General features: G+C 61.5%; 25 protein-coding genes. 6 read left to right on the top strand and 19 right to left on the bottom strand.

Features of this window, described 5'->3' with window-relative positions; all coding sequences use genetic code 11:
- Window positions 1-6 precede the first annotated feature (6 nt).
- The 10 genes from AC1Q6C_RS11820 to AC1Q6C_RS11775 form a co-directional block, all read right to left on the bottom strand.
- Complete coding sequence (locus AC1Q6C_RS11820; protein WP_019746502.1) at window positions 7-843, bottom strand: ABC transporter permease; 837 nt, start codon at window positions 841-843, stop codon at window positions 7-9.
- On the bottom strand, window positions 840-1,703 hold the full coding sequence (locus tag AC1Q6C_RS11815) for an ABC transporter ATP-binding protein (RefSeq protein WP_007731623.1): 864 nt from the start codon (window positions 1,701-1,703) through the stop codon (window positions 840-842). The genes AC1Q6C_RS11820 and AC1Q6C_RS11815 overlap by 4 nt, the downstream gene beginning before the upstream one ends.
- Window positions 1,700-2,683 (bottom strand): ABC transporter substrate-binding protein, encoded by a 984-nt coding sequence (locus AC1Q6C_RS11810; protein WP_007731624.1) that lies wholly within the window; start codon window positions 2,681-2,683, stop codon window positions 1,700-1,702. The genes AC1Q6C_RS11815 and AC1Q6C_RS11810 overlap by 4 nt, the downstream gene beginning before the upstream one ends.
- A gap of 204 nt (window positions 2,684-2,887) precedes the next feature.
- Window positions 2,888-3,844: an NAD(P)-dependent oxidoreductase gene (locus AC1Q6C_RS11805; protein WP_007731625.1), complete on the bottom strand. Its 957-nt coding sequence runs from the start codon at window positions 3,842-3,844 to the stop codon at window positions 2,888-2,890.
- 109 nt (window positions 3,845-3,953) lie between these two features.
- Entirely contained in the window at window positions 3,954-4,826 is an 873-nt protein-coding gene (locus tag AC1Q6C_RS11800; RefSeq protein ID WP_492666628.1) for an alpha/beta fold hydrolase, read from the bottom strand.
- Window positions 4,827-4,856: 30 nt separating this feature from the next.
- Entirely contained in the window at window positions 4,857-5,813 is a 957-nt protein-coding gene (locus AC1Q6C_RS11795; protein WP_007731630.1) for a DODA-type extradiol aromatic ring-opening family dioxygenase, read from the bottom strand.
- On the bottom strand, window positions 5,813-7,156 hold the full coding sequence (locus AC1Q6C_RS11790; protein WP_007731632.1) for a M20 family metallopeptidase: 1,344 nt from the start codon (window positions 7,154-7,156) through the stop codon (window positions 5,813-5,815). The genes AC1Q6C_RS11795 and AC1Q6C_RS11790 overlap by 1 nt, the downstream gene beginning before the upstream one ends.
- A 122-nt stretch (window positions 7,157-7,278) precedes the next feature.
- Window positions 7,279-8,568, bottom strand: coding sequence for an aromatic ring-hydroxylating oxygenase subunit alpha (locus tag AC1Q6C_RS11785; protein ID WP_007731634.1), 1,290 nt, complete (start codon window positions 8,566-8,568; stop codon window positions 7,279-7,281).
- An 81-nt stretch (window positions 8,569-8,649) separates the two neighbouring features.
- Window positions 8,650-9,048 (bottom strand): hotdog family protein, encoded by a 399-nt coding sequence (locus AC1Q6C_RS11780; RefSeq protein WP_021332874.1) that lies wholly within the window; start codon window positions 9,046-9,048, stop codon window positions 8,650-8,652.
- Window positions 9,045-9,530, bottom strand: coding sequence for an FAS1-like dehydratase domain-containing protein (locus AC1Q6C_RS11775; protein ID WP_007731639.1), 486 nt, complete (start codon window positions 9,528-9,530; stop codon window positions 9,045-9,047). Before AC1Q6C_RS11775 ends, AC1Q6C_RS11780 begins: the two co-directional genes overlap by 4 nt.
- 101 nt (window positions 9,531-9,631) lie before the next feature.
- Between AC1Q6C_RS11775 and AC1Q6C_RS11770 the strand changes: the two genes are divergently transcribed.
- Both AC1Q6C_RS11770 and AC1Q6C_RS11765 read left to right on the top strand, forming a co-directional pair.
- Complete coding sequence (locus AC1Q6C_RS11770; RefSeq protein ID WP_007731641.1) at window positions 9,632-10,483, top strand: alpha/beta fold hydrolase; 852 nt, start codon at window positions 9,632-9,634, stop codon at window positions 10,481-10,483.
- Window positions 10,484-10,490: 7 nt separating this feature from the next.
- The gene (locus AC1Q6C_RS11765) at window positions 10,491-11,672 is read left to right on the top strand and encodes a multidrug effflux MFS transporter (RefSeq protein WP_054780783.1); all 1,182 of its coding nucleotides are present in this window, start codon (window positions 10,491-10,493) and stop codon (window positions 11,670-11,672) included.
- Between the two features lie 5 nt (window positions 11,673-11,677).
- Here AC1Q6C_RS11765 and AC1Q6C_RS11760 read toward each other — a convergent pair whose 3' ends face one another.
- The 5 genes from AC1Q6C_RS11760 to AC1Q6C_RS11740 all read right to left on the bottom strand — a co-directional run bounded on the left by AC1Q6C_RS11760 (window position 11,678) and on the right by AC1Q6C_RS11740 (window position 19,323).
- Window positions 11,678-12,421, bottom strand: coding sequence for an IclR family transcriptional regulator (locus AC1Q6C_RS11760; protein ID WP_007731643.1), 744 nt, complete (start codon window positions 12,419-12,421; stop codon window positions 11,678-11,680).
- A gap of 70 nt (window positions 12,422-12,491) precedes the next feature.
- Window positions 12,492-14,423 carry an ABC transporter ATP-binding protein gene (locus AC1Q6C_RS11755; protein ID WP_328512027.1) on the bottom strand — a complete coding sequence of 644 codons (1,932 nt, stop codon included), beginning with the start codon at window positions 14,421-14,423 and terminating at the stop codon, window positions 12,492-12,494.
- The gene (locus AC1Q6C_RS11750; protein WP_003943950.1) at window positions 14,420-16,153 is read right to left on the bottom strand and encodes an ABC transporter ATP-binding protein; all 1,734 of its coding nucleotides are present in this window, start codon (window positions 16,151-16,153) and stop codon (window positions 14,420-14,422) included. Before AC1Q6C_RS11750 ends, AC1Q6C_RS11755 begins: the two co-directional genes overlap by 4 nt.
- Before the next feature lie 114 nt (window positions 16,154-16,267).
- Window positions 16,268-18,622, bottom strand: a complete 2,355-nt coding sequence (locus AC1Q6C_RS11745; RefSeq protein WP_212633837.1) for an MMPL family transporter — start codon at window positions 18,620-18,622, stop codon at window positions 16,268-16,270.
- A gap of 71 nt (window positions 18,623-18,693) precedes the next feature.
- On the bottom strand, window positions 18,694-19,323 hold the full coding sequence (locus tag AC1Q6C_RS11740) for a TetR/AcrR family transcriptional regulator (protein ID WP_007731646.1): 630 nt from the start codon (window positions 19,321-19,323) through the stop codon (window positions 18,694-18,696).
- A gap of 250 nt (window positions 19,324-19,573) precedes the next feature.
- On the opposite strand from AC1Q6C_RS11740, the gene AC1Q6C_RS11735 reads away from it, so the two are divergent.
- Window positions 19,574-20,683: a GGDEF domain-containing protein gene (locus AC1Q6C_RS11735; RefSeq protein WP_020968182.1), complete on the top strand. Its 1,110-nt coding sequence runs from the start codon at window positions 19,574-19,576 to the stop codon at window positions 20,681-20,683.
- A 12-nt stretch (window positions 20,684-20,695) separates the two neighbouring features.
- On the opposite strand, the gene AC1Q6C_RS11730 is transcribed toward AC1Q6C_RS11735, so the two are convergent.
- Window positions 20,696-21,151, bottom strand: a complete 456-nt coding sequence (locus AC1Q6C_RS11730) for an RrF2 family transcriptional regulator (protein WP_003943908.1) — start codon at window positions 21,149-21,151, stop codon at window positions 20,696-20,698.
- 128 nt (window positions 21,152-21,279) lie between these two features.
- Between AC1Q6C_RS11730 and AC1Q6C_RS11725 the strand changes: the two genes are divergently transcribed.
- Window positions 21,280-22,221 carry a sterol desaturase family protein gene (locus tag AC1Q6C_RS11725; protein WP_492666627.1) on the top strand — a complete coding sequence of 314 codons (942 nt, stop codon included), beginning with the start codon at window positions 21,280-21,282 and terminating at the stop codon, window positions 22,219-22,221.
- On the opposite strand, the gene AC1Q6C_RS11720 is transcribed toward AC1Q6C_RS11725, so the two are convergent.
- The 3 genes from AC1Q6C_RS11720 to AC1Q6C_RS11710 form a co-directional block, all read right to left on the bottom strand.
- Complete coding sequence (locus AC1Q6C_RS11720; RefSeq protein WP_042921127.1) at window positions 22,187-22,525, bottom strand: DUF202 domain-containing protein; 339 nt, start codon at window positions 22,523-22,525, stop codon at window positions 22,187-22,189. The two genes, AC1Q6C_RS11725 and AC1Q6C_RS11720, sit on opposite strands and share 35 nt — an antisense overlap.
- Window positions 22,526-22,876, bottom strand: coding sequence for a YidH family protein (locus AC1Q6C_RS11715; RefSeq protein WP_003943804.1), 351 nt, complete (start codon window positions 22,874-22,876; stop codon window positions 22,526-22,528).
- Window positions 22,877-22,999: 123 nt separating this feature from the next.
- Complete coding sequence (locus AC1Q6C_RS11710) at window positions 23,000-23,683, bottom strand: YceI family protein (protein ID WP_003943876.1); 684 nt, start codon at window positions 23,681-23,683, stop codon at window positions 23,000-23,002.
- A 245-nt stretch (window positions 23,684-23,928) separates the two neighbouring features.
- On the opposite strand from AC1Q6C_RS11710, the gene AC1Q6C_RS11705 reads away from it, so the two are divergent.
- Together AC1Q6C_RS11705 and AC1Q6C_RS11700 are read left to right on the top strand one after the other, a co-directional pair.
- Entirely contained in the window at window positions 23,929-24,102 is a 174-nt protein-coding gene (locus AC1Q6C_RS11705; protein WP_003943953.1) for a hypothetical protein, read from the top strand.
- Between the two features lie 98 nt (window positions 24,103-24,200).
- Window positions 24,201-25,688: a DUF1254 domain-containing protein gene (locus AC1Q6C_RS11700; protein ID WP_242430844.1), complete on the top strand. Its 1,488-nt coding sequence runs from the start codon at window positions 24,201-24,203 to the stop codon at window positions 25,686-25,688.
- The last annotated feature ends 33 nt before the right edge of the window (window positions 25,689-25,721 follow it).

The raw sequence follows: 25,721 nt of genomic DNA, 5'->3' as shown, positions 1-25,721 counted from the left end.
TCCTGACTATTTGACGCCGTAACGGGCGAGGTACCGCGAGGACAGAATGCGGAGAATCCGGTCGAAGATGAAGCCCATGATGCCCAGGACGATGATGCCGACGAACGTCCAGTCGATCCGGCCGTAGTTTCGAGCCTGCCAGATCATCGAACCGATACCCTGGTCGGCGGCGACGATCTCCGCCGACACGATGGTGAGGAAGCTGTTGCCCATCGCCAGGCGAGCGCCCGTGACGATGCCGGGGATCGACGACGGCAAGACCACCGTCTTCATGATCTGAAGTTTGTTGGCACCAAGATTTGCCGCTGCCTGCAGTTTGTTCTCGCTGATCGCTACAGTCGCGGCAATCGTGCTGACCGTGACGATGAATACCGAGGTGTAGAAGATCAGAACAACCTTCGACGTCTCACCGATGCCGAACCAGACGACGGCGAGAGTGACAAACGCAATAGGCGGAATGAACCGGAAGAACTCGATGTACGGATCGAGGAGCTGTCGCACGATGGAAATGCGGCCCATCAGAATTCCGACGGGAGCACCGATCACGACACCCAGGAACCAGCCGATGAGAATTCGCTGACCCGATGCGGTGATCGACGACCACAGAACGCCGCTCTCCCACAGTTCCTGTGCCGCCGACCATACTTCGGCCGGTGATGCAATGGTGGTCGGCCCGTACCACCACGCCAGGAACGACCAGATGCCCAAACCGATTGCCGCTGAGGCTGCATACATCAGCGTCGCTTTGACAATCTTGGATCGCCGCGCCGACGAACGCTTTTTTGTCTCCGCCACCTTCGCTGTTCTCACACCGGCTGAACCACCGGTCACTACAGCCGTCACAGCTCGTCCTCCTCAATGCCTTGGTTCCGCAGCGACGCAACCACTTCTGCCCGAATGTCGTCCCGCAGCTTCTCGTAGAGCTCGATCACCTCGGGATCGTTGCGGTCTCGCGGACGAGCCGCATTGACCTCGTAGACGCTCTTGATCCGGGCCCGCGGGCCGGCCGACATCACGATCACACGGTCAGCCAACGTCAGTGCCTCGTCGATATCGTGAGTCACGAATACCACGGTGCAGCGGGTGTGCCGCCAGATACGGTCGAGTTCGGTCTGCAGAACCTGACGAGTCTGAGCGTCCAACGCACCGAACGGCTCGTCCATGAGAACCAACGACGGCTGGTTGGCAAGAACTCGTGCGATCTGAACACGTTGCCGCATACCGCCGGACAGCTGCGAGGGGAACTTCGCACCCGCGTGGGGCAAGCCGACCATCGCGAGGTACTCGGCCGCGATACTCGCCTGCTCGCTGCGGTTCGCTCCACGCATCCTGGGGCCGTAGGCCACGTTCTGGCTCACGGTCATCCATTCGAACAACGCTTCGGAGCTCTGAAACACCATGCCGGCGTGGCGGTTACTGCCGGCGACGACATCTCCGTCGCACACGATCTCGCCGGCGCTGGGTTCCACGAAGCCGGCCATGGACGACAGCAGCGTCGACTTGCCGCAGCCACTCGGACCGAGCAGACAGACGAATTCACCTGGCTGCACGTGCATGTCGATTCCGGCGACGATCTCCGCCGCGCCGAAGCTGATTCCGAGGTCGACCACGTCGATGGCAACACCGGTGTTCTTCTTGCCGGGGCCGGCTGTCCCCGCGCTATTCGTCGAGCTGGTCGTTGAACCACTTGTTGCGATACTCACTGTGCACCATCCTTGTACCAATCCAGAAGCATTGCCGATTCGAGATCCGGCTGGTCGCTGAGAACACCGATCGACTTGTAGAAATCTACGATCGATTGAGCCGACTCGACATCCGCAGCTTCGAGATTCACCACGGCGAAGTCGATCTCGTCCACCGCGGCAATAGTCTGATCCTCGCTGACGTTCACAGCCGCCTTGGTCGCGGACGCTGCCACGCCCGGATCCGACTCGACCTTGCGCGTTGCCTCGTCGAGCACCTTCGCGACGGTTCGCGCTGTCTCTTCGTTGGCCGACAACCACGGAGCCGTCGTGATCGCCCAATGATGATAGAACCAGCCGTAGTCTCCGGTTACTGCCACCACGTGGCCGGTTCCCTGATCCAGGGCGGTGGCCGGCCACGGCTCCCACAGGACAAACCCGTCGATGTCGCCGCGACTGAGCAGTGCGGGCATGTCCGTCGGGGTCGCCGAGATCATCTCGACCGAACCGGGGGCAATGGAATTGGCAGCGAGGTACTTGTCCGTCGAAATCTGGCTGAGACCCGGGACGATGCCCATCTTCTTGATCGCAGCCGGTGAGTCGACACCGTTACGCAGCACGACCTTGATGTAGTCACCCGACGCCTCGTACGAGTACATCGCGCGCAACGACGGATTCTGACGCAACTGGGCGATCGTTGTCGTATCGGAGCTACCGGCGATCTGGACCTGCCCGGTCGAGAGTGCGTCGACGGCCTCGCCACCACGACCGAACTGGACGAGTTCGACGTCCAAACCGGCAGCGTCGAACATGCCTTCCTGATCCGCTACGAAGAACGGAGCGTAGGAAGCATCGATTCCGACTGCGATACGCAGTGGTCCACTTCCGGCAGAATCAGCTGTGCTTTGCGTCGCCGGGCGGCTGCATGCGCCGGTTGCAACGGTCAGCAGCAGCGCAGCCGAAACAAGAGCAGTCCTTCCAAACTTTGACAGCGAGGCCATCTACTCACACCTTTGTTTGTGATCTGTGCCGCAGTTGCGGGTCGTGGAGAGCAAACCTAGCTGTGTGTACCTACACCCGAGAACCAACCGGGTCCACCGTGCGGACCGGGGACAGGAACTTACCTCGGCGAAACACTGCACCTGGAGGAACGTGCGGACCGAAATACTTCGGTAACACGGCCCTCGATCACAATGTCCACCGAATCACAATGTCCACCGAATTGTCTGCGAGCGCAGCGCACTGGCGACATTCTGCGCCGTCATCGAATAGATCGACGCACGCGCTCCGGCGCTGCCGCCGGCGACGTGCGGGCTCAGGAGGGTCGAATCGAATCCACGGAGCGGGCTCGAAATCGGTAGTGGTTCAACGTCGAACACATCGAGCGCAGCGCCGCCGACATGCCTGGAACGCAAGGCACGCGCCAATGCCGCTTCGTCGACGACAGCGCCGCGCGCCACATTGACCACGATCGCTCCGGTGGGCAACTGCGCAACTCGATGGGAATTGATCAGTCCCCGAGTTGATTCCGTAAGCGGGACGGCCAGCACCAGGACATCCGCGAGAGGCAGTAACTCGTCGAGTGACACAAACGTCGCAGCCACAGTGTCACGCGGTCTCGAACGCGCGGTGACGTAGACGTCGCAACCGAAGGCGGCAAACAATTCTGCACACCGGCGGCCGATCGAACCAACACCTACGACGCCGACCCGGCGCTGCGCCAGATCGCGGCAATCGCGCGTCAGGATGGATTCCTGTGGCCATCGACCATCGGTAACCTCGTTGTGCGCCCAGAACATGGAGCGGCACAACACACCTGCCGCGAGCACTGCCCACTCCGCAACCGAGTTCGCGTTTGCACCGGGAGTATTCGCCACCGGAACTCCGGCGGCGCGCCAGGCTTCGGCATCGATGAAATTGGTTCCGGCACCAGGCTGTTGGACGAGGAGCACATTCCGGCCGAGCTCTGCTTCCTCCTTGCCCAGTGGCAGATCACCACTCCAGTCCCCCACCACGACGTCGCATGTCGGCAACTCCGCACGGAGCGCCCCCGTGGTGCGCTCAGGTAATCGAACTACCTCCGCCTCACCCCTGACGGCGTCACGGATTGCGGTACCGAGTCCGTTGTCGGCGTCGGCCGTCAGCAGAAGTACTTTCTTCACGAGAACTCCTTCGCTGTAAGACGATGACTGTACCTTCGAAAACGCGGAAGCCGGCCTCCCAATCGAGAGACCGGCTCCATTACGCAGCAGCATATTTGGCAGGAACTTCTCAGATAGCTGCCTTCGCGCTGGCTGATGCCTTTGCCAAGAACTCGAGGCTCAGCGGGTTGTACTTCGCTGCCTGCTCGTGCTGCGGCCAGTGACCGCACTCCGAGTAGAGTTCGAGCTGAGCGCCCGGAATATCCTCGGCCATCTTCTTCGCTTCCGGAACATCACCGAACGGATTTTCCTGACCCCAGACCACAAGAGTCGGCGCCTTGATGAGTGCCATTCTTTCCGGGCGCAGCAGGTTCCGCTGGCGAACCTCCATCTCCTGCAAGGAAAGGAGGTTGTGGATGTTGGCGACAAAGTCAGGCTGATGGTAGATCCGGTGACGAGCCTGAACCAATTCCTCGGTTGCATCGGCGGGATCATGCATGAGCAACTGCATACGTGCGCAGGTCAATTCGATGTCGTCACTCTGGACGGCCTTCGCGGTCGACGTCTTGATGCGCTCCATGACTACCGGGTTCGCGACTGTTCCGCCTGCTGCCAGCAACTGCAGCGACAGAACACGTTCGGGCTGCTCGCTGGCCAGGTAGGCAGCGACCCAACCACCGAGGCTTTCACCCACCAAGTGCACACGGTCCAGTCCGACCGCGTCGAGGTAGTTCACCAAATGCTCGACGTAGCGCGGAATCTCGTACGGGTAGTCAGGCTTGCCGGTGTAACCATGGCCGAGCATGTCGATCGCGTGAACCCGGTAAGACTCGGCGTGCGGTGCAATATTGCGTGCAAATGCCTCGAGGTGTCCGCTGGTGCCGTGCAGGAAGATCACGGCCTCGTCACCGGATCCTGCCTGCAGAGAGCGCGTGGGCACACCGCCGGCGTCGACGGTCGTCAACTCGAAATCGAGCCCGGCAAGTTCGTTCCAGATTGTCATCAGAGAAACTTCCTTTACTGAAGGTGCAGATTATGTTGTTGCGCTGTCTGTTCCAGCTGGATCGAGAATCGTGACACCCATACCGGTGAGCCACTCGGGAATCGCTTCGTAGGCAAGGCGTTCACCCGGAACGTAGTCGAGCATCGCGGCCATCATGAGCCAGGTCCGCAACTCCTGCGCACCGTTGCCCGCCTCGTCTTCGATCTGCTGCGTCGTGAACTCGGCAAGCTCACTTGCCTTGCCGCTGGCAAACAGATCAAGAATTCGGTCATCGAACTCCGGAGTGATCGCGGCATCGGCTGCGCGGATGATCTGGCGTCGCCGGACGTCGTAGTCGGACCAGTTCTCCCGGCCGTCCAGCCAGGCTTGAACCATGAAATCCTCGTCCTCACCGTGCGGATCCCGCCAGTCCGGCCAGGGCAGACGATGAGACAATCCACCGGACGCGATCACCACGACCCGGGTATCCGCCGGATACGACGCAACGGCATCCCGCAGGGCCTTCGCCACTTCCTCACATCGCTTGAACGTCGGGAGGGGCGGCGCGAATACGTTGACCACCAACGGAACTATCGGAACATCGATTCCGTCGAGAAGGTACTGAATCGCGTGAGACTGACCATGATCGATCTGCAATCGCGCCGAGTAGGCAAGATCGAACCGGCCACCTTCGATCAGCTCGTTTGCAAGGTGCCTGGCGAACTCCACGTCGACCCGTTGCGGCCCCTTGGGTGTTCCTGACTCGCCACTGGAAATGCACTCTCCGACGCCGAGAGTGAACGCCGGAATCAGATCCAGCCAGAAACCGCGAAAGTGGTTGGAGCCGAGAATCAAGACAACATCGGGTTTCGACGCCGCGATCTTCTCCCGGCTCAGATACAGCGCGTCCCGGAAGCGTTCGGCCTCCGCCTTGTGCGTCGTCTCTTCCCAATGGGTGTTCATCAAGGTGCTGTGGGAGGCACCGATACCCAGAACTATCTTCGCCATCAGTCGATTCCTACTTCCTCGAGCGAGCGGGTGACGGTGTCGAGGGCCACTCGGATCAGATACTTCGTAAATCTCTCCGCCGCAGCCAGGTCCACAGTGTTCATCCCCATCGCGAAGTCCACCTCGAACGGTGCGTCGACCACCTTGGGCATACCCACCCGAATCGTCGGGATGCCGCGGCTGCGCAGGATGTTTGCGTCGGTGGCTCCACTCGCGTCGAAGAAGTCCTGATGCGGCTCTCCTTCGGCAGCTTCCCACGCGTGGACTGCGGCGCGGCGCAACCACATTCGAGGGTCGGAACCCTCACCGGGGATGGCAAGAACCTGTTCGACGTCGATCTGCAGATCCAGCGATTGTGCGATCTCCGCAACGACGGCTTTGAGTTCGCGCTTGGCCGCGGTGGGCGTCGTCCGCGGGCTGAGCCGTAGATCAACGGTAAGGCGCACCTGCTCGGGGGTGAACGACGCTGTTCGCTCCCACCCGCCGCGGATGTTGGCAACGATCCCCTGAGGCGCAACCAAACCGTCCTGATGCGCCGCCGAGTACTTCGGGAACCATTCCTCCAACTTGGCGACCACCTCGCCGGCTGCGGTAATCGCGTTGCGGTACGGCAACCGGTGGCGCGAGCCGACGTAGGTGTGCAGACCGTGCACCGTGATCTCGAACCAGGCCAGTCCCACTTCTTCCCAGGAAACCGTCCAGCCGGGCTTGGCGATCAACGCGCAGTCCGCCCACACTCCCTGTTCCAGGAGGAACGAGCAGCCGACGCCCTGGCCGGTGTTGCGTCGGGGGTTTCCGACACCGGGGCGGGCATTGGTCGGCATACCACCGGCGCCGAATCCGAGCACCAGGTCACCGCGGAGCGGAATACCGGCTGCGGCAATTGCTTCGGCCGCCGCGACAATGCAGACGGCGTGGCCTTTGGGGTTCGACGCACCCAATCCGATCACGTAGTTCTCGTCGAACTGGGCGTGCGGCGTCAGATCCGCTCGCAGCTCATTTCCCACCCACGGCAGGTCTTCCGCCGGATCGCCGGTCGTGACGGTGTCGATCGGCGCATACAGCAACAGGTCCGGTCCGGACCCGTCACCGCGGAGCCTTCCCCACGAGTTCGCCTGCCGATCATCGAGATCCATTGTGTGGGCCTCGATGCCCGACGCTGCCAGGACCGCCGTGATGTGGCGGGCCAGCGGTGCTTCGTCACCCGTCGGACTGGGAATGTTGACCACCGAAGTGGCGAGATCCCGCAATCGCGCACGATCGACATGGGCGTAGGCTCGCTCGACCCATTCCCGGCGCTCGTCGCCTAGGCCTGCGAGAGCATCGGCCCTCGCAGTGGTCATGGATTGACCTGATGTACCTGAGTATTGCTGCGCTCGCCGGCCAGCTGCCACAGCTTGGGAACTGCCACTGCAACAGCGGCACCGATAGCGACAGCCGTCAGAATCTTGAACATGTATCTCTCCTATTCGCTGGTGCCGGTGGGAATCTGAGCGTCGGCGACAGGGGCCGAGCGGGGCGTTGGCGTCCGGCGCTCTCGGGTGGGCCTGACCGGCGCCTTGGGGGTGTGCTTGGCCGCGTCGGCGATCTTCTCGGCGTACTCTTCCTCTGCCAGATTTCGCCACGTCGTCAGCGACACGTCCGGTCGGTACAGCTTCTCCGGCGGTGCGTCGGTGACCTCGACCATCCACGCATCCTGACCCGAGAACTGACCGTGGAACAGCCAGCGGATCGCGCCGAGGTACTTGGCGTAGAAGCCCAATTTTGCTGCGCCGGAGACGAAGTTGACCATGAGGCCGACGTACTTGTGGTTGTCTTCGTCCACCGGGACGTAGAACTCGTAGTGAATGAACTTGGGGTACGCGATGCGCAGGACACCCGGCATGGACAGTGAAGCAAAACCGGGGAAGTTCTGAGCTGCGATCACAGGATTGACGTCCAGACCGGCGCCGACGTTTCCGATCTGCGAAATCTGGGTCTCGTCCGGCTTCTTCTTCCACCACCGCTTGTTCGTCCAGGTTCCCACGCCCGGGAATTCCGCCTCCCAGTACACCTCTTCCTGCACGCGGTAGATCCAGCGTCCCTCCGGAACGATGCTCGTGATGTTCCACGTCGGCATCGGCTTGAACAGACGCCACAATGCGGTGCGGTGCAGGTACTTCGCATGTCCCTCGTCGAAACCGTTCTCACATGCGAAGCGCCAGTTGCCTTCTCGGGGCTGAATCCGACCACCGACGATACCCTTGTTCTCCACCAGCTCACGCGGCAACTGGTCGTCGATGGACGGCGCCGGCTCGTTGGCGATCGGGATGTACACCCACACCAGACCGAGTCGCTCCTCGATCGCATAGGTCTGGACGTTCAGCTTGCCGCAGATCTTGGAATCCGGACCGTCGGTGATGACCGCGGCCAGCTTGCCGTCAGTGAGCCGGTACGTCCAGCCGTGGTACGGGCAGCTGACAGTTCCCGGGAACTGCTGATCGCCCTCGGACAACGGAACGCCGCGGTGCGGGCACCGATCGTGCAGGGCATATGCCTTGCCTGCGTCGCGGATGATCGCCAGCTTTTCACCACAGATGGTGAAGCTCTTGGGGTCTTTGGTGATGTGGTTCGACCACGTGACCGGGTACCAGTAACCGCGGTATCCGCTGCCGGCTGCGTTGTAACCCGGCCATGCCGTCCAATCCTGCCGACCGGCCGCTCGTGGCCGCTCGGGCAGCGCGAACGTGGCTTCCGACGCCTCGACACCAGTCATGTGAAGTCCTCTCGACACTGAACGTTTGAATGAAACAGATCTTGGGTGAGATTGCGGTCTACGCCAATGGATTCGGTTCGCTCAGCAGACCCGGACCACCACAGCGGTTCCGACGGCACACAGCACGCCATTGTCCGAATGCTCCCGCAATGCCAAAGTTAGTTGGTCACTGTCGATTTGGGACACTTCACCCGACACCTCGAGTGTGGTTCCGACGGGCGCGGGCGCACGATTCTGCCAGGAGACGGACACAACTCCTTCGTATCCACCGGCAAAGTGTGACGCGGCACGAAAGAACAGCGTGCCCTGCAACTGGGCCATGACCACCGGTGCGGACAACCCCTCCGTCTGCGCATATGAGGCGTCGTAGTGAATACGGTGCGAATTGTGCGTCGACGCCCCGAATCGAAGGATCCGAACCGGATCGCAGACCAAGGTCACCGATTCGATCGGCGTGCCCACGACTACTGTTTCGGTCATCGGACGATGAACTTCTCGACGACCTCGGCGAATGCGCCGGACTGCGCACCCCGGTAAGTCTTGGTGACCGAGAGCAGCAGAAACTCGTCCGGAGCCCGGCCCTTGGTCGTCACGGTATCGAGTACTCGCCCTACGACGACAGCCTCACCCAGCGGGGCCGGTCGCAAGAAAGTCACACTCTGCCCGCCGGCCATCAAGCGCACGTCGATACCGTCTGTGCCCGGCACTTCGTCACGGAACATGCCGTCTGCTCGGTACTCTCGATCGGAGCCACCTTGCGGTCCTCGCAAAAGCGAAGGCAGATACATCGGATGGACGGCAAATGCCGGGTGCTCCGGGTCGAGAAACCGGGGGTCCGTCTCGGCGGTGGCAACCGCAAACGCAACCGACTCCGCCGGACGCACCGTTCCCAACTCTCGCGTTTCCCGCGTACCGATCATCGCCTCCGCGCGATCACGCGCGTGCTCGAGTTCTGTTCTCATGCCAGCACGCTAGGCATTCGGAAGTCTCACAGCCACGAACCGGGTTCGCCTGCCGGACCGCGATACTTCCCATACCGCTCACCTCGAGGTCAGGTATAGCCATGGCTGATCAACCGAAGAGCTTGTACGCCAAAGCAGATGGCGTCACATTCCATTACTACGACCTCGGCGAGGGCGACCCCACGATTTTCCTGCACGGAGGCGGCCCCGGCTGCACTGCGTGGTCCGACTTCGGGCCAGTGGCACCGCTCTTCGCCTCGGATCGACGAGCGATTCTCGTTGATCTGCTGCAATACGGTCGGTCCGACAAGTGCACCATCGCCGGCCCAATGTGGGACTTCCACGCCGCCAAGGTGGTTGCCCTGCTCGACGAACTCGGAATCGAACGCGCAGACTTCGTCTGCAACTCGTGGGGCGGCACCATAGCGCTCAATCTTGCGGCAAAGTACCCGGAACGCGTTCGCTCCCTGGTGATCACGGGCAGCATGCCCGTCTTCTACGGTCCACTCGCGCCGCTCCCCGAGGATGGCCGTCGTGGCCGCAACGCCCGCGACGTCTACTACGGCGGCACCGGCCCCACCCTCGAAAAACTCCGCACCTTGATCACCAGTCTCGAATGGTTCGACGGATCGAAGTTGCCCGCCGAAACCCTCCAGATGCGATACGAGCAAAGTCTCGACCCCGAAGAAATGGCCCTGGCTGCCTCGGCGGACTCACCTCGTGGCGATTGGCAGGATCTCACAGCTGAACTCGGCCAGATCCAGGCGCCGACGCTCTTCGCCTGGGGCATGCACGACGCATTCCTCACCCCGGACTACCCGCTCATGCTTGCGCGGATGATTCCCCATGGCCATCTCTACATCATGGACAAGGCGTCGCATCATCTTCAGGAAGAACGACCATACGACTACTACAGTGTAGTTTCGGGTTTCCTTGACCAACAGCACAACTGAACGAACGGTGATCGCCCCGACGGGCGGTGCACGGATCCGATTGGTACTGCTTCTCGGAATTCTCACCGCCCTCGGGCCGTTCACCGTCGACATGTATCTTCCTGCGCTGCCACAGATCACGCAGGAATTCGGCACGTCGGACACGATGGTTCAGCTGACCCTGACGGGCACACTGCTGGGTCTGGCTTTCGGCCAGTTGCTCATCGGCCCACTGTCCGACATCTACGGACGTCGACGTCCCCTGCTCGTGGGCACAGTAATTCACGTCGGCGCGTCGTTGGCCTGCTTCTTTGCTCCGTCCATCGAAGTCCTCACTGCGCTGCGAACCCTTCAAGGTTTCGGCGCCGCCGCGACAGGCGTGATCGCGATGGCAATCGTTCGTGATCTATTCACCGGACACGATGCGGCAGTTGTACTTTCGCGGCTGATGTTGGTCATGGGCGTAGCGCCCATCCTGGCCCCCTCCATCGGCGGGGCACTGATGTCCGTAACACAGTGGCGCGGAGTCTTTCTCGCTCTCTTCATCCTGGGCATCGCGATGATCGCACTCGCGGCAGTATCGCTGCCGGAAACACTTCCACCCGAGAATCGGTCGGGCAAGGGCATCGGCGCCATCGCGCGAAACTACATTGCGCTCGGCAAGGATGCCCACTTCATGGTGTTGGTGCTCGTGTGCGGTCTCGGCCGCGGCGTTTTGTGGTCGTACATCGCCGCGTCGTCCTACGTGATGCAGGAACAGTTCGGACTGAGCCCCACCGCATACGGATTTGCCTTTGCCGGCGGCGCCGTCGTTCTGATCGGTTCGTCCCAGCTCAACGTCGTGCTTCTCGGCCGGTGGTCGCCGAATTCCATCACGATCTGGGCAATGTGGGGCAGTAGTGCCGTCGGCGCTGCATTTGTTGTTGTTGCCGCCACCAACTCGTGGGGATTCGTCGGGTTTGCCGTCCCCATCCTGCTGATGCTCTGCGCAACGGGTTTTGTCATGCCCAACGCACCGGCGGTTGCACTGTCCCGTCACGGAGAAGCCGCAGGCTCAGCAGCCGCGCTGATCGGATTTGCGCAGTTCGGCGCTGCCGCTGTGGTTGCGCCCATCGTCGGCCTTCTCGGCAACACCAGTCTTGCCGTGGCCATCTCCATGACCGGGGCTTCGGTTCTCGGCGTGATCGCGCTGCTCTGCGTGCGTCGATAAAACGGTTATGCCGAGCGTTCGAGAACCGATACCTTCCGGCTGATCCCTTCGGCCGCCGCGCGCAACGGTTCGGCAAAACGCTCGGTGTCCATTCGATACCGCGGACTCGACACACCGATCGCGGCAACTGCTTCACCAAGTCCACCGAAGATCGGGGCAGCGATACTCGATGTTCCCAGGCGAACCTCCTCGGTCTCGACCGCCAACTGCTGCGAACGAACAGCGTCGAGTTGCCTACGTAACCCGTCTTCCGAGTTCACCGTCCGATCGGTGAACTCGACAAATCCGTTGCCTGTCACCGCTCGAAAAACGGAATCCGGTGAGTACGCGAGTATCGCTTTGCCGGTTGCCGTGGCATACATCGGCAGCCGGCCAGCCACCCGCGACGGCAGGTCCACCCCGTGATGACCGGAGATCTTGTCGATGTACAGAACATCGAGGCCGTCGCGAATCGCGAGGTGAACCGTCTCCCGGGTCGCCGCGTGAAGATCCTGCACATACGTCAAGGACACCTCGCGCAGAATACGTTGACGAGGAACCAACTGCCCCAGTTCGAAGAGCCGTAACCCCAACCTGTACTTGGTTCCGACCCGTTCCAGTAGACCAAGAGACACCAGTTCACCGGCTATTCGATGCACCGTCGCCTTCGCAACACCACTCCGATTCGCAAGTTCGGTCAGCGACAGCGCACCCGAATCCGCATCGAAGGAATCGAGTATCAGGCGCGCTTTCCCCAGCAACGAATGCATCGCCGAGCGCCTCCAGTACACAGAATGTGGTCCACCCAGCGGACCAAGTCTGCTCCAGTCTACTGAGGCATCAGATCTCCGCGCCCACGAATTGGCTGTTGTACAGACGGAAATACGCGCCGCGGGATTCGAGCAGAGCCTCATGGCTCCCCTGCTCCACGATCCGGCCTTCCTCCATCACCACGATCAGGTTCGCATCACGAATTGTCGAAAGACGGTGCGCGATGACAAAGCTGGTGCGGTCGTTGCGCAGAACCGCGGTGGCGCTCTGGACCAGCAGTTCGGTGCGTGTGTCCACCGAACTGGTCGCCTCGTCGAGGATCAGGATGGACGGCTGCGAGATGAAGGCGCGGGCGATAGTGATGAGCTGCTTCTCGCCCGCACTGACGTTGCTGCCTTCCTCGTCGATGACCGTGTCGTAACCCTCAGGCAGAGAGTGCACGAACTTGTCGACGTAGCTCATCTCGGCCGCACGACGAATCTCCTCGTCGGTGGCACCAGGCTTGCCGTAGGCGATGTTCTCGCGGATGGTTCCACCGAACAGCCATGCGTCCTGCAGAACCATGCCGATCCGTGAGCGCAGATCGTCTCGCGTCATGTCGGCGATGTCGATGCCGTCCAAAGTGATTCGGCCCGAATTGAGTTCGTAGAACCGCAGGATGAGGTTGACGAGGGTGGTCTTGCCTGCGCCGGTGGGTCCGACGATCGCAACCATCTGGCCCGGCTCGGCAGTCAGGGACAGGTCCTCGATCAGCGGCTGTTCCGGCTTGTAACTGAAGGTGACGTTCTCGAACTTGACGCGACCCTTGTCGACCGTGGGCGACTTCGCGCTCTTCGGGTCCTCCGACTGCTCGTCTTGGTCGAGCAGCGCGAAGACCCGCTCGGCCGAAGCGACGCCGGACTGCAGCAGATTGGTCATCGACGCTATCTGCGTGAGCGGCTGGGTGAACTGCCGCGAGTACTGGATGAACGCTTGCACATCGCCGAGCGTCATCGTTCCGGATGCGACGCGCATGCCACCCACCACTGCGATGGCGACGTAGTTGAGGTTGCCGAGGAACATCACGGCCGGCATGACCAGACCGGAGATGAACTGCGCCTTGAAACTCGACTCGTACAGATCCTCGTTCTGCTTGCGGAAGCGCTCCTCGACCTCCTGCTGGCGACCGAACACCTTGACCAACTCGTGGCCGCTGAATGCTTCCTCGACCTGCGCGTTGATTCCGCCGGTGCTCTTCCACTGCGCCACGAAGTGCTTCTGTGAACGCTTCGCGATAAACGCCGTCACCATGATCGACAGCGGAACAGTTGCCACCGCGATCAAGGCGAGCAGCGGTGAGATCCACAGCATCATCACCAGAATGCCCAGGACGGTCATCACCGACATGACCAACTGGCTGAGCGTCTGCTGCAAGCTCTGCGCGACGTTGTCGATGTCATTGGTCACGCGTGAGAGAACATCACCGCGTGCATGGGTATCGAAGTACCGCAAGGGAAGTCGGTGAATCTTCTGCTCGACGTCCTCACGCAGACGACGAACGGTTCGCTGGACCACGATGTTGAGCAGATACGCCTGCAGCCAACTGAACAGCGACGCGCAGACGAACAGCAGCAGCACGATCATCAAGACCTTGCCGACTGCGTCGAAATCGATTCCGGTACCAGGCACAACTGCCATGCCGGACACCATGTCGGCGAGCTGACCCTGCCCCGAAGCGCGCAATCCTTCGACAGCCTGTTCCTTTGTCGTCCCCGGCTGGAGTTGCTTGCTGACGATGCCGTCGAAGATCAGGTTGGTGGCGTTTCCCAGGATCTTCGGAGCGATCGAGGAAAGTACGACGCTTGCCGTCACCAAAGCGAAGATCAGGACGACGATCGGCTTTTCGGGGCTCAAGCGTCCAAGGAGACGTTTGAGCGAAGGGCCGAAGTTCATGGCCTTCTTTGTGGGATCACCGCCGCCGGGCGGGCCGATGGGAGGCGAGGAAGTCGGCCGATTGCTCATGATGCGTCCTGTACGGCTAGCTGAGAGGCGACAATTTCGCCGTAGGTGGGACAACTGACCACGAGTTCGTCGTGCGTGCCGATCCCCACGATGGCGCCGTCGTCGAGCACGATGATCTGATCGGCTTCCACGATGGTGGAAATGCGCTGCGCGACAACGACGATGCAGGCGTCTTGCGTGACCGGCCGGAGCGCCGCACGCAGCCTCGCATCAGTAGTGAGGTCGAGTGCCGAGAAGGAATCGTCGAACAGATAGATCTGCGGCTTACGCACCAACGCTCTCGCGATGGCGAGTCGCTGACGCTGACCGCCCGATACCGTCGTACCGCCTTGTGCCACCGGTGTGTCCAGGCCTTCGGGCATGGCGCGGACGAAGTCGGCAGCTTGGGCGATCTCGAGGCACTCCCACAGCCATTCGTCGGTAGCTTCGGGGTTTCCGTAGCGGAGATTGGTGGCGACAGTGCCGGAGAACAGATACGGCTTCTGCGGGACCAGACCGATCACCGAACAGAGCAGCTCCGTGTCGATGTCGCGGACGTCGACGCCGCCCACCGATACCGATCCGGAGGTGGAGTCGATCAACCGCGGAATCAGGTTGAGCAGAGTGGTCTTTCCCGATCCGGTGCCGCCGATGATCGCCGTCGTCTTGCCTGGTTCGGCGCGGAAGGTGATGTCGCGCAACACTGGCTCCTCGGCTCCGGGGAACTGGAACTGAGCTCCACGAAGTTCGACGACTCCCGGGTCCTTCAGTTCTCGGACAGGATTCTCGGGCGGGATCACCGACGAATCCGTGTCGAGTACTTCGGAGATACGTTCGGCGCACACCGACGCACGCGGCAGCATCACCGCCATGAAAGTGGCCATCATGACGGCCATCAGGATCTGCATGATGTAGCTGAGCATCGCGGTGAGCGAGCCGATCTGCATCGAGCCCTCGTTGATCTGATGGCCACCGAACCAGATGACCGCGACGCTGGTGACATTGCTGATCAGCATCACGAGCGGGAACATCAGTGCCATGAGGCGGCCGACGCCGAGTGCAGTCTCCGTCAGCTCACGGTTGGCATCGCCGAAACGCTCTACCTCGTACGGTTCCCGTACAAACGCTCGGACGACACGGATGCCCGTGATCTGTTCGCGAAGAACACGGTTGACGGCGTCGAGGCGGCCCTGCATGACCCTGAATCCGGGGACCATCCGGGCAATCAGGAAACCCATCGAGACTACGAGAAGCGGGACGCTGATCCCCAGGATCCAGGACAGATTCAGGTCCTGACGCAGAGCCATGATGATGCCGCCGACGCACATGATCGGCGCCATGACGAGGATGGTGCAACTCATCACGACCATCATCTGCACTTGCTGGACGTCGTTGGTGTTGCGGGTGATCAGCGAAGGCGCACCGAAGTGCCCGACCTCTCGGGCCGAAAACGTCCCGACCTGATGCAGCACCGAAGCCCGGAGATCGCGTCCGACGCCCATGGCGACTCGCGCACCGAAGAAGACGGCACCCACCGAGCACAGGATCTGCGTGAGCGTGACCATCAGCATCATCCCGCCGGTGGAGAGGATGTAGCCGGTGTCGCCTTTCGTCACGCCGTTGTCGATGATGTCGGCGTTGAGACTCGGAAGGTAAAGGGCCGCCATAGTCGAAATAAACTGCAGGACGACAACGCCCGTGAGTTCACCCCGGTACGGCGTCAGATAAGTGCGCAGCAGCCTGATCAGCATAGTGAGCGAAGGTTACCAATCCTGGCCGACATGTGCCGCTGGATATTTCGATACACAAAAACTGCTGTGCGCCTTTATTAACCGCGGGGGGTTAATAAAGGCGCACAGCAGAGATCAAGCAGATGCGGACTGAAGCTCCGCTTCCTTTTCTTCACGGAGGGCCTTGCTGAGCTTCTCACCCTCGATGTCGACGTTCGGCAGAATCTTGTCCAGCCACTTCGGCAGCCACCACGCCTTGTCGCCGAGCAGTGCCATGACGGACGGGATGATCACCATGCGCACGATGAAGGCGTCGAAGAACACCGCCGCGGCAAGCGCGAAGCCGATCGACTTGATGAACGAGTTCGGTTCCGCGATGAAGGCACCGAACACGGAGATCATGATGACCGCGGCCGCACTGACGACCCGGGCGCCATGGTTGAAGCCGATGGTCACGGCCTCCTTCGCGCTCGCGCCGTGGACGTACTCCTCACGCATACGCGTCACGAGGAACACCTGGTAGTCCATCGCGAGTCCGAACACCACACCGATCAGGAAGATCGGCATGAAACTCACGAGTGGTTGCGGGTTCGAGATGATGCCCAACCAACCGTGCTGGAAGATCGCCACCGTCGCACCGAATGTCGCGAGCACGCTGAGCAGGAAGCCGAGCGTCGCCGTCAGCGGAACCAGGATCGAACGGAACACCAAGAGCAACAAGATGAATGCAAGGCCGACGACGACGGCCAGGTAGGGCACCAATGCATCCTTCAGCGTGTCCGAGACGTCGCCTTCGAGTGCGGTCTGACCGGTGATGCCGTAGCTGACGCCGATCGAATCGTTGAGTCCGCCTTCGGCTCCACGAAGGCTGGACACCAGATCCATCGTGGCGGGGTCGGTCGGACCACTCTTCGGAGTGATCAGTACCTGCGCGGTGTCGCCGGCCTCGTTGACCCCGACGACCTGAGCGTTCTGGACGTCATCGAAGCCCGAGATGGTCGAGACGACCTCCGCAAAGGCCTCCCCGGCGGGAACGCTGGCCCCCTTCGCGTCGACAACGGCGATAAGCGGTCCGTTGCGACCGTCACCGAAGCCCTCGTCGATCAGGTCGTATGCCTGACGCGCACTGGTCGCCGGGTCACCGGTGGCCTCCGACGGCAGTGCCAGGCTCAATCCCGTTGCGGGCAGAGCCAATGCGCCCAGAAGCACTACTCCACCGATCAGCGGCACGAGCGGACGACGGACGACGGCACTGATGAAGCGCAGAGCCAACTTCGGCTTGCCCGAATCTTCGTCTTCGGACTCCTCAGCGCGCTTGCTGAGGAAGGGAATCTTGCCGGCAAAAGCCTTGCGTCCGAACATACCCAGGATCGCAGGCAGCAAGGTCAAGGCGATCAGAACCGCGATCAGCACGGTAAAGGCCGCTGCCGCACCCATATCGGAGAGGAACGGGATGCCGACGACGCGCAATGCAACCAGCGCGATGATGACCGTCAAACCAGCGAATACCACTGCGGAACCGGCGGTTCCGACGGCGCGACCTGCTGCTTCGGCACGGTTGTCGGTAAGGGTGAGCTCATGCCTGAACCTGGACATGATGAACAGCGAGTAGTCGATCGCCACGGCCAGACCGATCATGATCGCCAACGTCGGAGTCATCGAACTGAGATCCATGAATCCGGTGGCAACCGTGATTCCGAGGCTGCCGATAGCGATACCGATGATCGCGGTGAGGAGCGGAAGCCCCGCGGCCACAAGCGAACCGAACGTGATGGCCAGAACGACTGCGGCAACGGCGATACCGATCAGCTCGGTGACACCACCGGGCATCTCCGCTTCCTGAGCAGCAGAACCACTGACCTGGACGTTGAGTCCCTCGGCCCGACCGACATCGGCTGCGGAGTTGATCGAATCACGCAACGCCTGATCGAGATCGGCGAAGTCACCGCTGAACGGAACCTCGACGTACCCGACTGTGCCGTCGGCACTGAGCGGCGACAACGCACGCGCGTCGTCCACGGCCTGTGTCTCGGAAGATCCAGCCGCAGCAGCCTTTTCCTTGAACATCGCAACCATGGAGTCGTTGCCGGTAACCGGATTGACCAACGCCTTCGCGGCCTGTTCCGGAGTGGCAGTCGCCGGGTCCACCTTGGCAGAGTCGGCGACCTTGTCGATGCCACGAATACTCGCGAGCATGTCGTCCATGGCCTTGACGTTCGCCGGATCGGCCAGCGTCGTGCCTGCCGGAGCTTGCACTACGTATCGCGCGCTCAGCGAATCCATAGGATTGGGCGCGTCGGGAAAACGCTCCGCCATCAGGTCTTGCGCCTGCTGCGCCGGGGTTCCCGGAATGGAGAACGAATCCTTGGTGGGGCCGGACAGAGTCGCTGCCCCGACGCCCATCAGGACCAGGATTATCAGCCAAACGCTGAGGACCGCGCCTTTTCGCCGGTAGGCGAACTTGCCGATCCGATAAAGATAGGTGGCCACGACGGGCTCCTTGCTGTTTCGGTGCGTGTACGTGGACAGGTATTACGTGTGGGGCTCAGAGACGAGACATCTCAGGGACGCGACATCTCAGGGGCAGGCGGCGGCGCGGGCAACCCGGCACGAATCTGCCTAAAAGCGTCGTGAACCAACTCTTCCGGACTGGAAGCCTCCGACTTTCCGCCAGTCCAGACGTCGATCACCGATTTAGCGGCTCCGCCCACCGCTCCCAGGAGGAGCGTCGGGTACAGGTCCTTCTCGGCGTCGGTACCGGTGCGTTCCGCCAATGCCTGAACTACTGCACGGTTGATCCGCTGATGCATGTCTGCGGCATCCCGGTAGAGCGCGGGACTCGAATCCGACAGCAGCCAGATACTTGCCTTCTCACTCCCACTCGGACCTGAGTCGTTCACGATTTCGACCACAAGTTCTTCGAGGACGTCGAGAATAGGTTCGTCCGCGGGCCGCGACGCAAGCGCCTCGATCCACAGGTTCACCGATTCCTCGAAACTGGCGAGCACTGCCTCCTCCTTGCTGGAGAAGTAGTTGTGGAACGTCCTCGTCGACACTCCGGCCTCGGAGGCGATTGCGTCAGCGGTGACGCATTCGATCCCCAGCGCACGAGCGAGCCGTGCTGCCGCGCCGCTGAGTGCGGCACGGGTTGCTGCCTTCTTGCGGTCACGAAGGCCTTGTTCGATGATCACCCCAACACGGTACCGAACTTGCAGAGCTCTGCAACTTTGCAGAGGTCTGCAATATTGTGCGATCGAACACACGGCACGGAAACTCGAGGCGTACCTCACACTCACGCACGGCAAATGCCTGAACAGCGCGACGGAGAGAGTTGCGAGCAACTCCGCAGCCTGACGCCGCCTGCCAAGTTGACGCGTGAATCAACATGGCCTGACATACTTTGCGGTGAATTAACCGTAATTTGCTCGGCGAAGGAATCTGATGGACCCGCTCCTGCACACCTGGCCGGTTTCGTCCACGGTGATGCTGTGGGGATCGAAGTCCGGACGAGGCTCCGTACTACGTCTCGTCCGTCTCACCATCGGGTTCTGCTCACTCAATTTCTCGATCGTGGCGTTCCTGTTTCTCCTCAGCGGAGAGGGCCCGGACGGACCGTTTGCGCGCAGTTGGCTCGTCGGCATTGCGGCCGTCAACCTGATCCCTACGATTCTCTGGTTTGTCGGCCGAATCAGAGGTTCACGCATGCTCAAGCTCTACGGACTGTGGGCGGATCTCGGAACTGCCTCGGTTCTCATCACCTTCACCAGCCATAACGCCGCCCTCTTCGGCGCGGCACTCTTTGTCGCCACCGGCGCCTACTTCACCTATTTTCTCGATTACCGCTGGTTGGCCTTCCATCTCGCCTTTGCCACGACATTTGTCATCGCCCTGACGGTGCTCGGCCTGACGAACGGCGACTACTCGACAACCAGCGTGATCGCACGCACGGACGTCGTCCTGTGTGCCGTGATCTTCATTCCGGCCACAATTCAGTTCACTTGGCGGCAATTACTCGCGCGCGCAACGGGATCCAAAGTGGATGCGCTTACCGGCCTGTTGAACCGACGAGGACTGTGGGACATGTCGGAGCGCATCTGGTCGGTCGCGTCGGCAAATCGTGCCGACATTGCTGTTGCCGTCGTCGACATCGACAAGTTCAAGGCGGTGAACGACACGTTCGGCCACGAAGTCGGTGACGCCGTCATCATCCGGACCGGAACGCGCCTGCAGGCGCATGTGAACGGTTTCGGTTACGCCGCGCGCACCGGCGGCGAGGAGTTCACCGTTGTGATGATCGGTACTCCGTACGGACTTCGCAAACGAATCGCGACGCTCCCCAAAGCCGTGGTGAACGCCTCCGACGACCCCCTGGCCACGGTCAGCGTCGGCGCAGCGACGCTACCTTTCATCCCACATCAGGAAGAGTTCGACTACAACGAGTTCTCCCGAGCAATCGTTGCAGCCGATCATCTGATGTACGACGCAAAATCCGCGGGAGGCAACACCGCGAACACTGCTCCTATGGCAGTTCCGCGTCGACGAGCACACTGAAACCGGGCTGTATCAGCGCCGATTCCACGCCTCGGGATCTGCCGTCAGTTCGTGAATGAACTCGGGCAACTCTCCACCTGCAACATCGGTGAGTGTGACATTTTCGAGCACAGCACGGAGGTTGACTCGCACTGCAATCCACACCTCCTTGAGGGGCGTTGCCGGTCCCCCGTAGTCGACGTCTTCCGGTCGCTGACCCCGAATCGAAGCCAGCGGTCCTTCGACAGCTCGTATGACGTCGGCAATCGTGATCTCGTCCGCGGACCGAGCGAGCCAGTATCCCCCGTCCGGGCCTCGACGGCTGTTGACCAAGCCGCCCCGCCGCAGGTCCGAGAGCACCGCTTCCAGGAACTTGTGGGGTATTACCTGGGATTTGGCGAGAAACTCGGCCTTGGCCGGGTCAGGACCGACTGCCGCGAGCTCGACCAGAGTCCGCACGGCGTAGTCCACCTTCGCGGTGATATGCACCGGCAATTCCTACCATCGTTCTATGAATAGTCGCAACAAACCTGCGAGTTCTTCGCCGCAAAGGGTTCCATGACGTTACATTTTGATGCATGATGTAACGATCGGAGCTAAAGAACAGGACAAATCACGTGTGGGAAACCCTTCTCGAATCATGGAAGTCACTGCTCGAACCGCTCCATGATCCCGTTACGCTCGCAATCCCCGCGTTTGTCATCTTCCTCGCACTCGAATGGTTCGCGGCCCGTGCGCTCGAAGATCATCCCGACGACGCCGACGAACGCGCACGGCCGGCACAGGGCGGCTACCGAAGCGCCGACGCCAGAACCAGCGTTCTACTCGGACTCGTGTCGATCGCAACGAGCACCTTCTGGAAAGTGCTGGCGCTGATCGGCTATTCCGCAATCTGGGTGTATCTCGCTCCGTGGCACCTCTCGCCGACTGCCTGGTACACCTGGGTGATCCTGCTGCTCGGAATCGACGTCCTCTATTACGCGTATCACCGCATCGCACACCGAGTTCGAGTCATCTGGGCCACACACCAGGCTCACCATTCGAGCGAGTACTTCAATTTCAGCACCGCACTGCGGCAGAAGTGGAACAACAGCGGTGAGATCATCATGTGGTTGCCGTTGCCGTTCCTCGGGATCCCGCCGTGGATGGTGTTCGTCGGCTTCTCCGTCAGCCTCGTCTACCAGTTCTTCGTCCACACCGAACGTGTCGGAAAACTCTGGCGGCCCATCGAATTCATCTTCAACACGCCGTCACACCATCGCGTCCACCACGGCTCCGACGCCGAGTACCTCGACCGCAACTACGCCGGAATCCTCATCATCTGGGACCGGATGTTCGGAACCTTCGCAGCCGAAACCCACCGGCCCACCTACGGACTCACGACGCCGGTCGGAACGTACAACATCTGGAAGCTCCAAACGCGCGAATATGCTGCCATTGCTCGTGATTGGAAGGCGTCGACATCGTGGCGGCAGCGAGCCGGCTACGTGTTCGGCCCGCCCGGCTGGGCGCCGAAAGCCGAGGTCACTTCAGCAGAATCCAAAGCCCCGTCGCACTGAGCAGGAGCAGAGCGACCGCGAGAGTTGCTCCCATAACCAAAGCGGGCGTTGCCTTTTCGGCCGAAAACTGGGCCAACCGCCTGGGCCGCGACCGACGTTCGTAGACCGTCACCGCGACGACGAGCACGGCAGCGACGGACGGGCCGATCAGGGCCACCGACCCGAACGGCGGCAACCATCTCAGACAGGCGGCAGACAAGCCGAGGATCGACAGACTCGTACGCACGAACGAGAGCGATGTGCGCTCGGACTGCAAGCCCTTGTCCGGAGGCTTGACACCTTCCGACGGTTCCAGCGCGGTCAATCAGTTCACGACCTCGACCACCAGGACGGTTGCGCAGATCACCAGCACGATGCCGACGACCGGCGCCATGAGCGGCACCGGCAACGAGCGCTCAGTTCGCAGTGCACGCTCGGCGCTGATCCAGTGGACAAAGGAAGTGATGGCGATCAGAGCACCGCCGACGAGCAACAACGCGGCCAAGCCGGATCGAACCGTCGGATTGAGAATGTCGCCGCCGAACGCTTCGAGTCCGACGCCCGACGCGACGAAGGCCGTTGCAGTGCGGATCCAAGCCAGATATGTCCGCTCATTGGCGAGCGTGAACCGTGGATCGGGGTCTTCGCCCGTCCGGAACGGTCTCCACCGGGGCATCACCTGTTCATTCCGTCCGGGCAGAGATCGCACACTGCCTTCGGAGCGGACAAGAAGAAAGGAAGGTCATGTCCTTAATCTTCCCTGCCCGCCCCGAAGCAGTGCGAATCGGGTGGACGTAATTCAGCTCGCGGCGAGTGAGACCAGGAAGTCCACCGAGCCGCTGCCGTCGACGGTGACGAAACCGAGGGACGGAGGCTCGACTCCGAAATCGGTCCAGGTGACCGGAATCGAGCCCGATGCGATCAGCGAATCACCCGAATGCAGCACGGTCATGTCGACCGACACCGGCTTGGACTGACCCTTGAGCGTCAGCGTTCCTGACACCGTGACCGTCGCCGTTGTTCCGTCCGTCGGTACAGCAGACAAGTCCACCGGCGAGTCGATCGTGAACGTCGCCGTCGGATACGTGCTGGTATCCATCACATTGCCCGTGAACTGGCCGTCCCGCCGATCCGAGTCGGTCTTGATGCTTGCCACCTGCACCGTTACTTCGCCGGAAGTGAGCTTTTCACCCTCGACAACCGCGTTTCCGCTCACCTCGCCGGTGGTTCCGACGACGGTCACACTCGATCCGTTGAGAATCTCGTGCACGGTGTACCCAGCTGCCGTCTGGTTGTCCCCCTGCCCGGCGACGACGGTCCATTGCCCGTCGATCGATCCGGACGCCGCCTCCGCGCCCTCAGTGGACACCACGGCCGCCGGTGCATCGTCTTCAGCGATGAACTTCCCGTACGCCCACGGCCCCACGAGCAGGGCGAGTACGACCACAACTACTGCTCCGCCGATCCACCAGATCTTTTTCATGGGCTCGACGATAGTTGCAGCTTCAACAGTTGTCAGGACTTACGACCTGGGAGAACCCTGTGAAAGTGCTCCACGACCACCCAAGGCGAGCCACATCTACAGCCATTAGTAATCATTTGGTAAAGTCGACTGTGCATTCCGGCCCCCAGCCTGGAATGCCTGGGCCGTGCGCATCGAATCATGCATCGATCCCGATGCGCACGGTCTGCCCGAAACACGAATCACACCGATCGAGGGAGCTCGCGATGGCGGACCTGACGCTCCTGACCGACGACGAGTTACGCGAGCGTCGGATCGCCCTCAGTCGATCCCTCACTACCGCAGCAGATTTGATCCCCACCCCGCCACCCTCGTTCTTCGAGAAGCTGAAGCAGGACATCGATGCCGCCGCTGCAGAGTGGATCGCCCGCCGCTCCTGAACGTTCGAATTGCGCACACAGAACCGGTTTTCGATTTCCTCACCGGTTCACCCCGCAAGGGTGATGATGCAGCGGACGGTCACCGGCACCATGACTTCATGGACTCCCCGACCGACTCAATCGCACAAGGTTTCACGCCGGCACACGCTCAACTGGCGAGATCGGCCGGAGTTCCAGCAACGCTCGCCGCTGAGAGTTACGTGGAAGCCCTCGCCCGGATCGTCTATTACTGGGGCTATCCAGCTGTGGACACCTTCGGCCGTACAAACATGTGGGAGATCATGGATGGCAAGACCGGACTCCAACTCGGCCTTCTGCCAGGCGCCGCCAAAAATTACACAGGTGCCCTCACCGACTACATGAGCCCGGCGCAGCGGTGGGTCGTCTCACCCAACAACGACACGATCTACGGCGCAGGATTCGCCGATCTCACCGACGAAACCGCAGTGATACAGACCCCGACCGAGGTACCCGACGGCCATTACTGGACTATCCAGATCGTCGACGTGCTGACAAATGTGACTCACCAACTTGGTTCGGCGACAGGCACTCCCGGCGGAAAGTTCCTTCTGGTCGGACCTGATTGGGATGGCGAGTTGCCGGAAGACTTCCTCGATGTGCTTCGATCACCGACGAACGTGGCTGGTGTCTTCCCTCGCAGTTTCGCAGCACGTTCCGAGGCGTCCAAGCAGCAGGCGCGGTCGGTGCTCGACCAGATCGGCATGTACCCGTTCAGCGAGGATCGACCCGGCCCGCGGTCCTTCGGCTACGAGGCCCACGCCGCGAACTCGATCTACCCTCAGGGCGTCACCGCCGAAATGTTGGCGGCCGATCCCGACGCCAGTCGACCTCAATGGGTGAAGCCGGAATCTTTCTGGACCGATCTTGCAGCAATGCTCGATTTCAACCCGACCATGGGCGCAGCAGACACCCCGATGGCTGATCAAGCCAAGACGCTTGTCGCACTGCATCGTTCGGACAAGTCGTACCGAGCGCTGCTCGACCGCGCCGCGCTCCGCGCCGACGTCGCCCTCCATCAATCGGCGAGCTACGTCCAAACCGGGGTCGACGCAGGCAACGGATGGCAACGGCAACGCAACAGTGGCCTGTGGGGCACCGACTGGTTCGGACGGGCGCTCGCGGCCGTCATCTACATTTACGTCAACGACTTTCACGAGGCTGTCTACCTCATCCGGGGTACCGACCACGACGGAGCGTTGCTCCACGGCCGCGAGCGGTACACCATGACCTTCACAGAAGACGCACTCCCACCCGTCGACCGCAGTCGCGGCGGCTTCTGGTCTCTGACCATGTACGACAAGGACGCATTTATGCTCGCCGACGCACCCGGTAACCGCGTCAACCTCGGCACCGTCAATCTCGACGCGGGCGATCTCGTCTTTCGTGACGGGAAGCTCACCTTGCACCTGTCTCACGACGAGCCGACCGATCCGGATGCTCGTGCCAACTGGCTACCCGCTCCGCACGACGAATTTCGACTGATCATTCGCAGCTATGTCCCCGACAAATCAGTCCTCGATGAAACCTACCGATTCCCCGACGTCGTCCGAGCAACGGGACTATAGGCGCCACCAAGCACAAAAAAGCTCCCCACCTGC

The organism is Rhodococcus sp. MT28, assembly GCF_058792695.1.
Note: the sequence above shows the minus strand (reverse complement) of the source record. Positions and strands in the feature narration are given on the sequence as shown.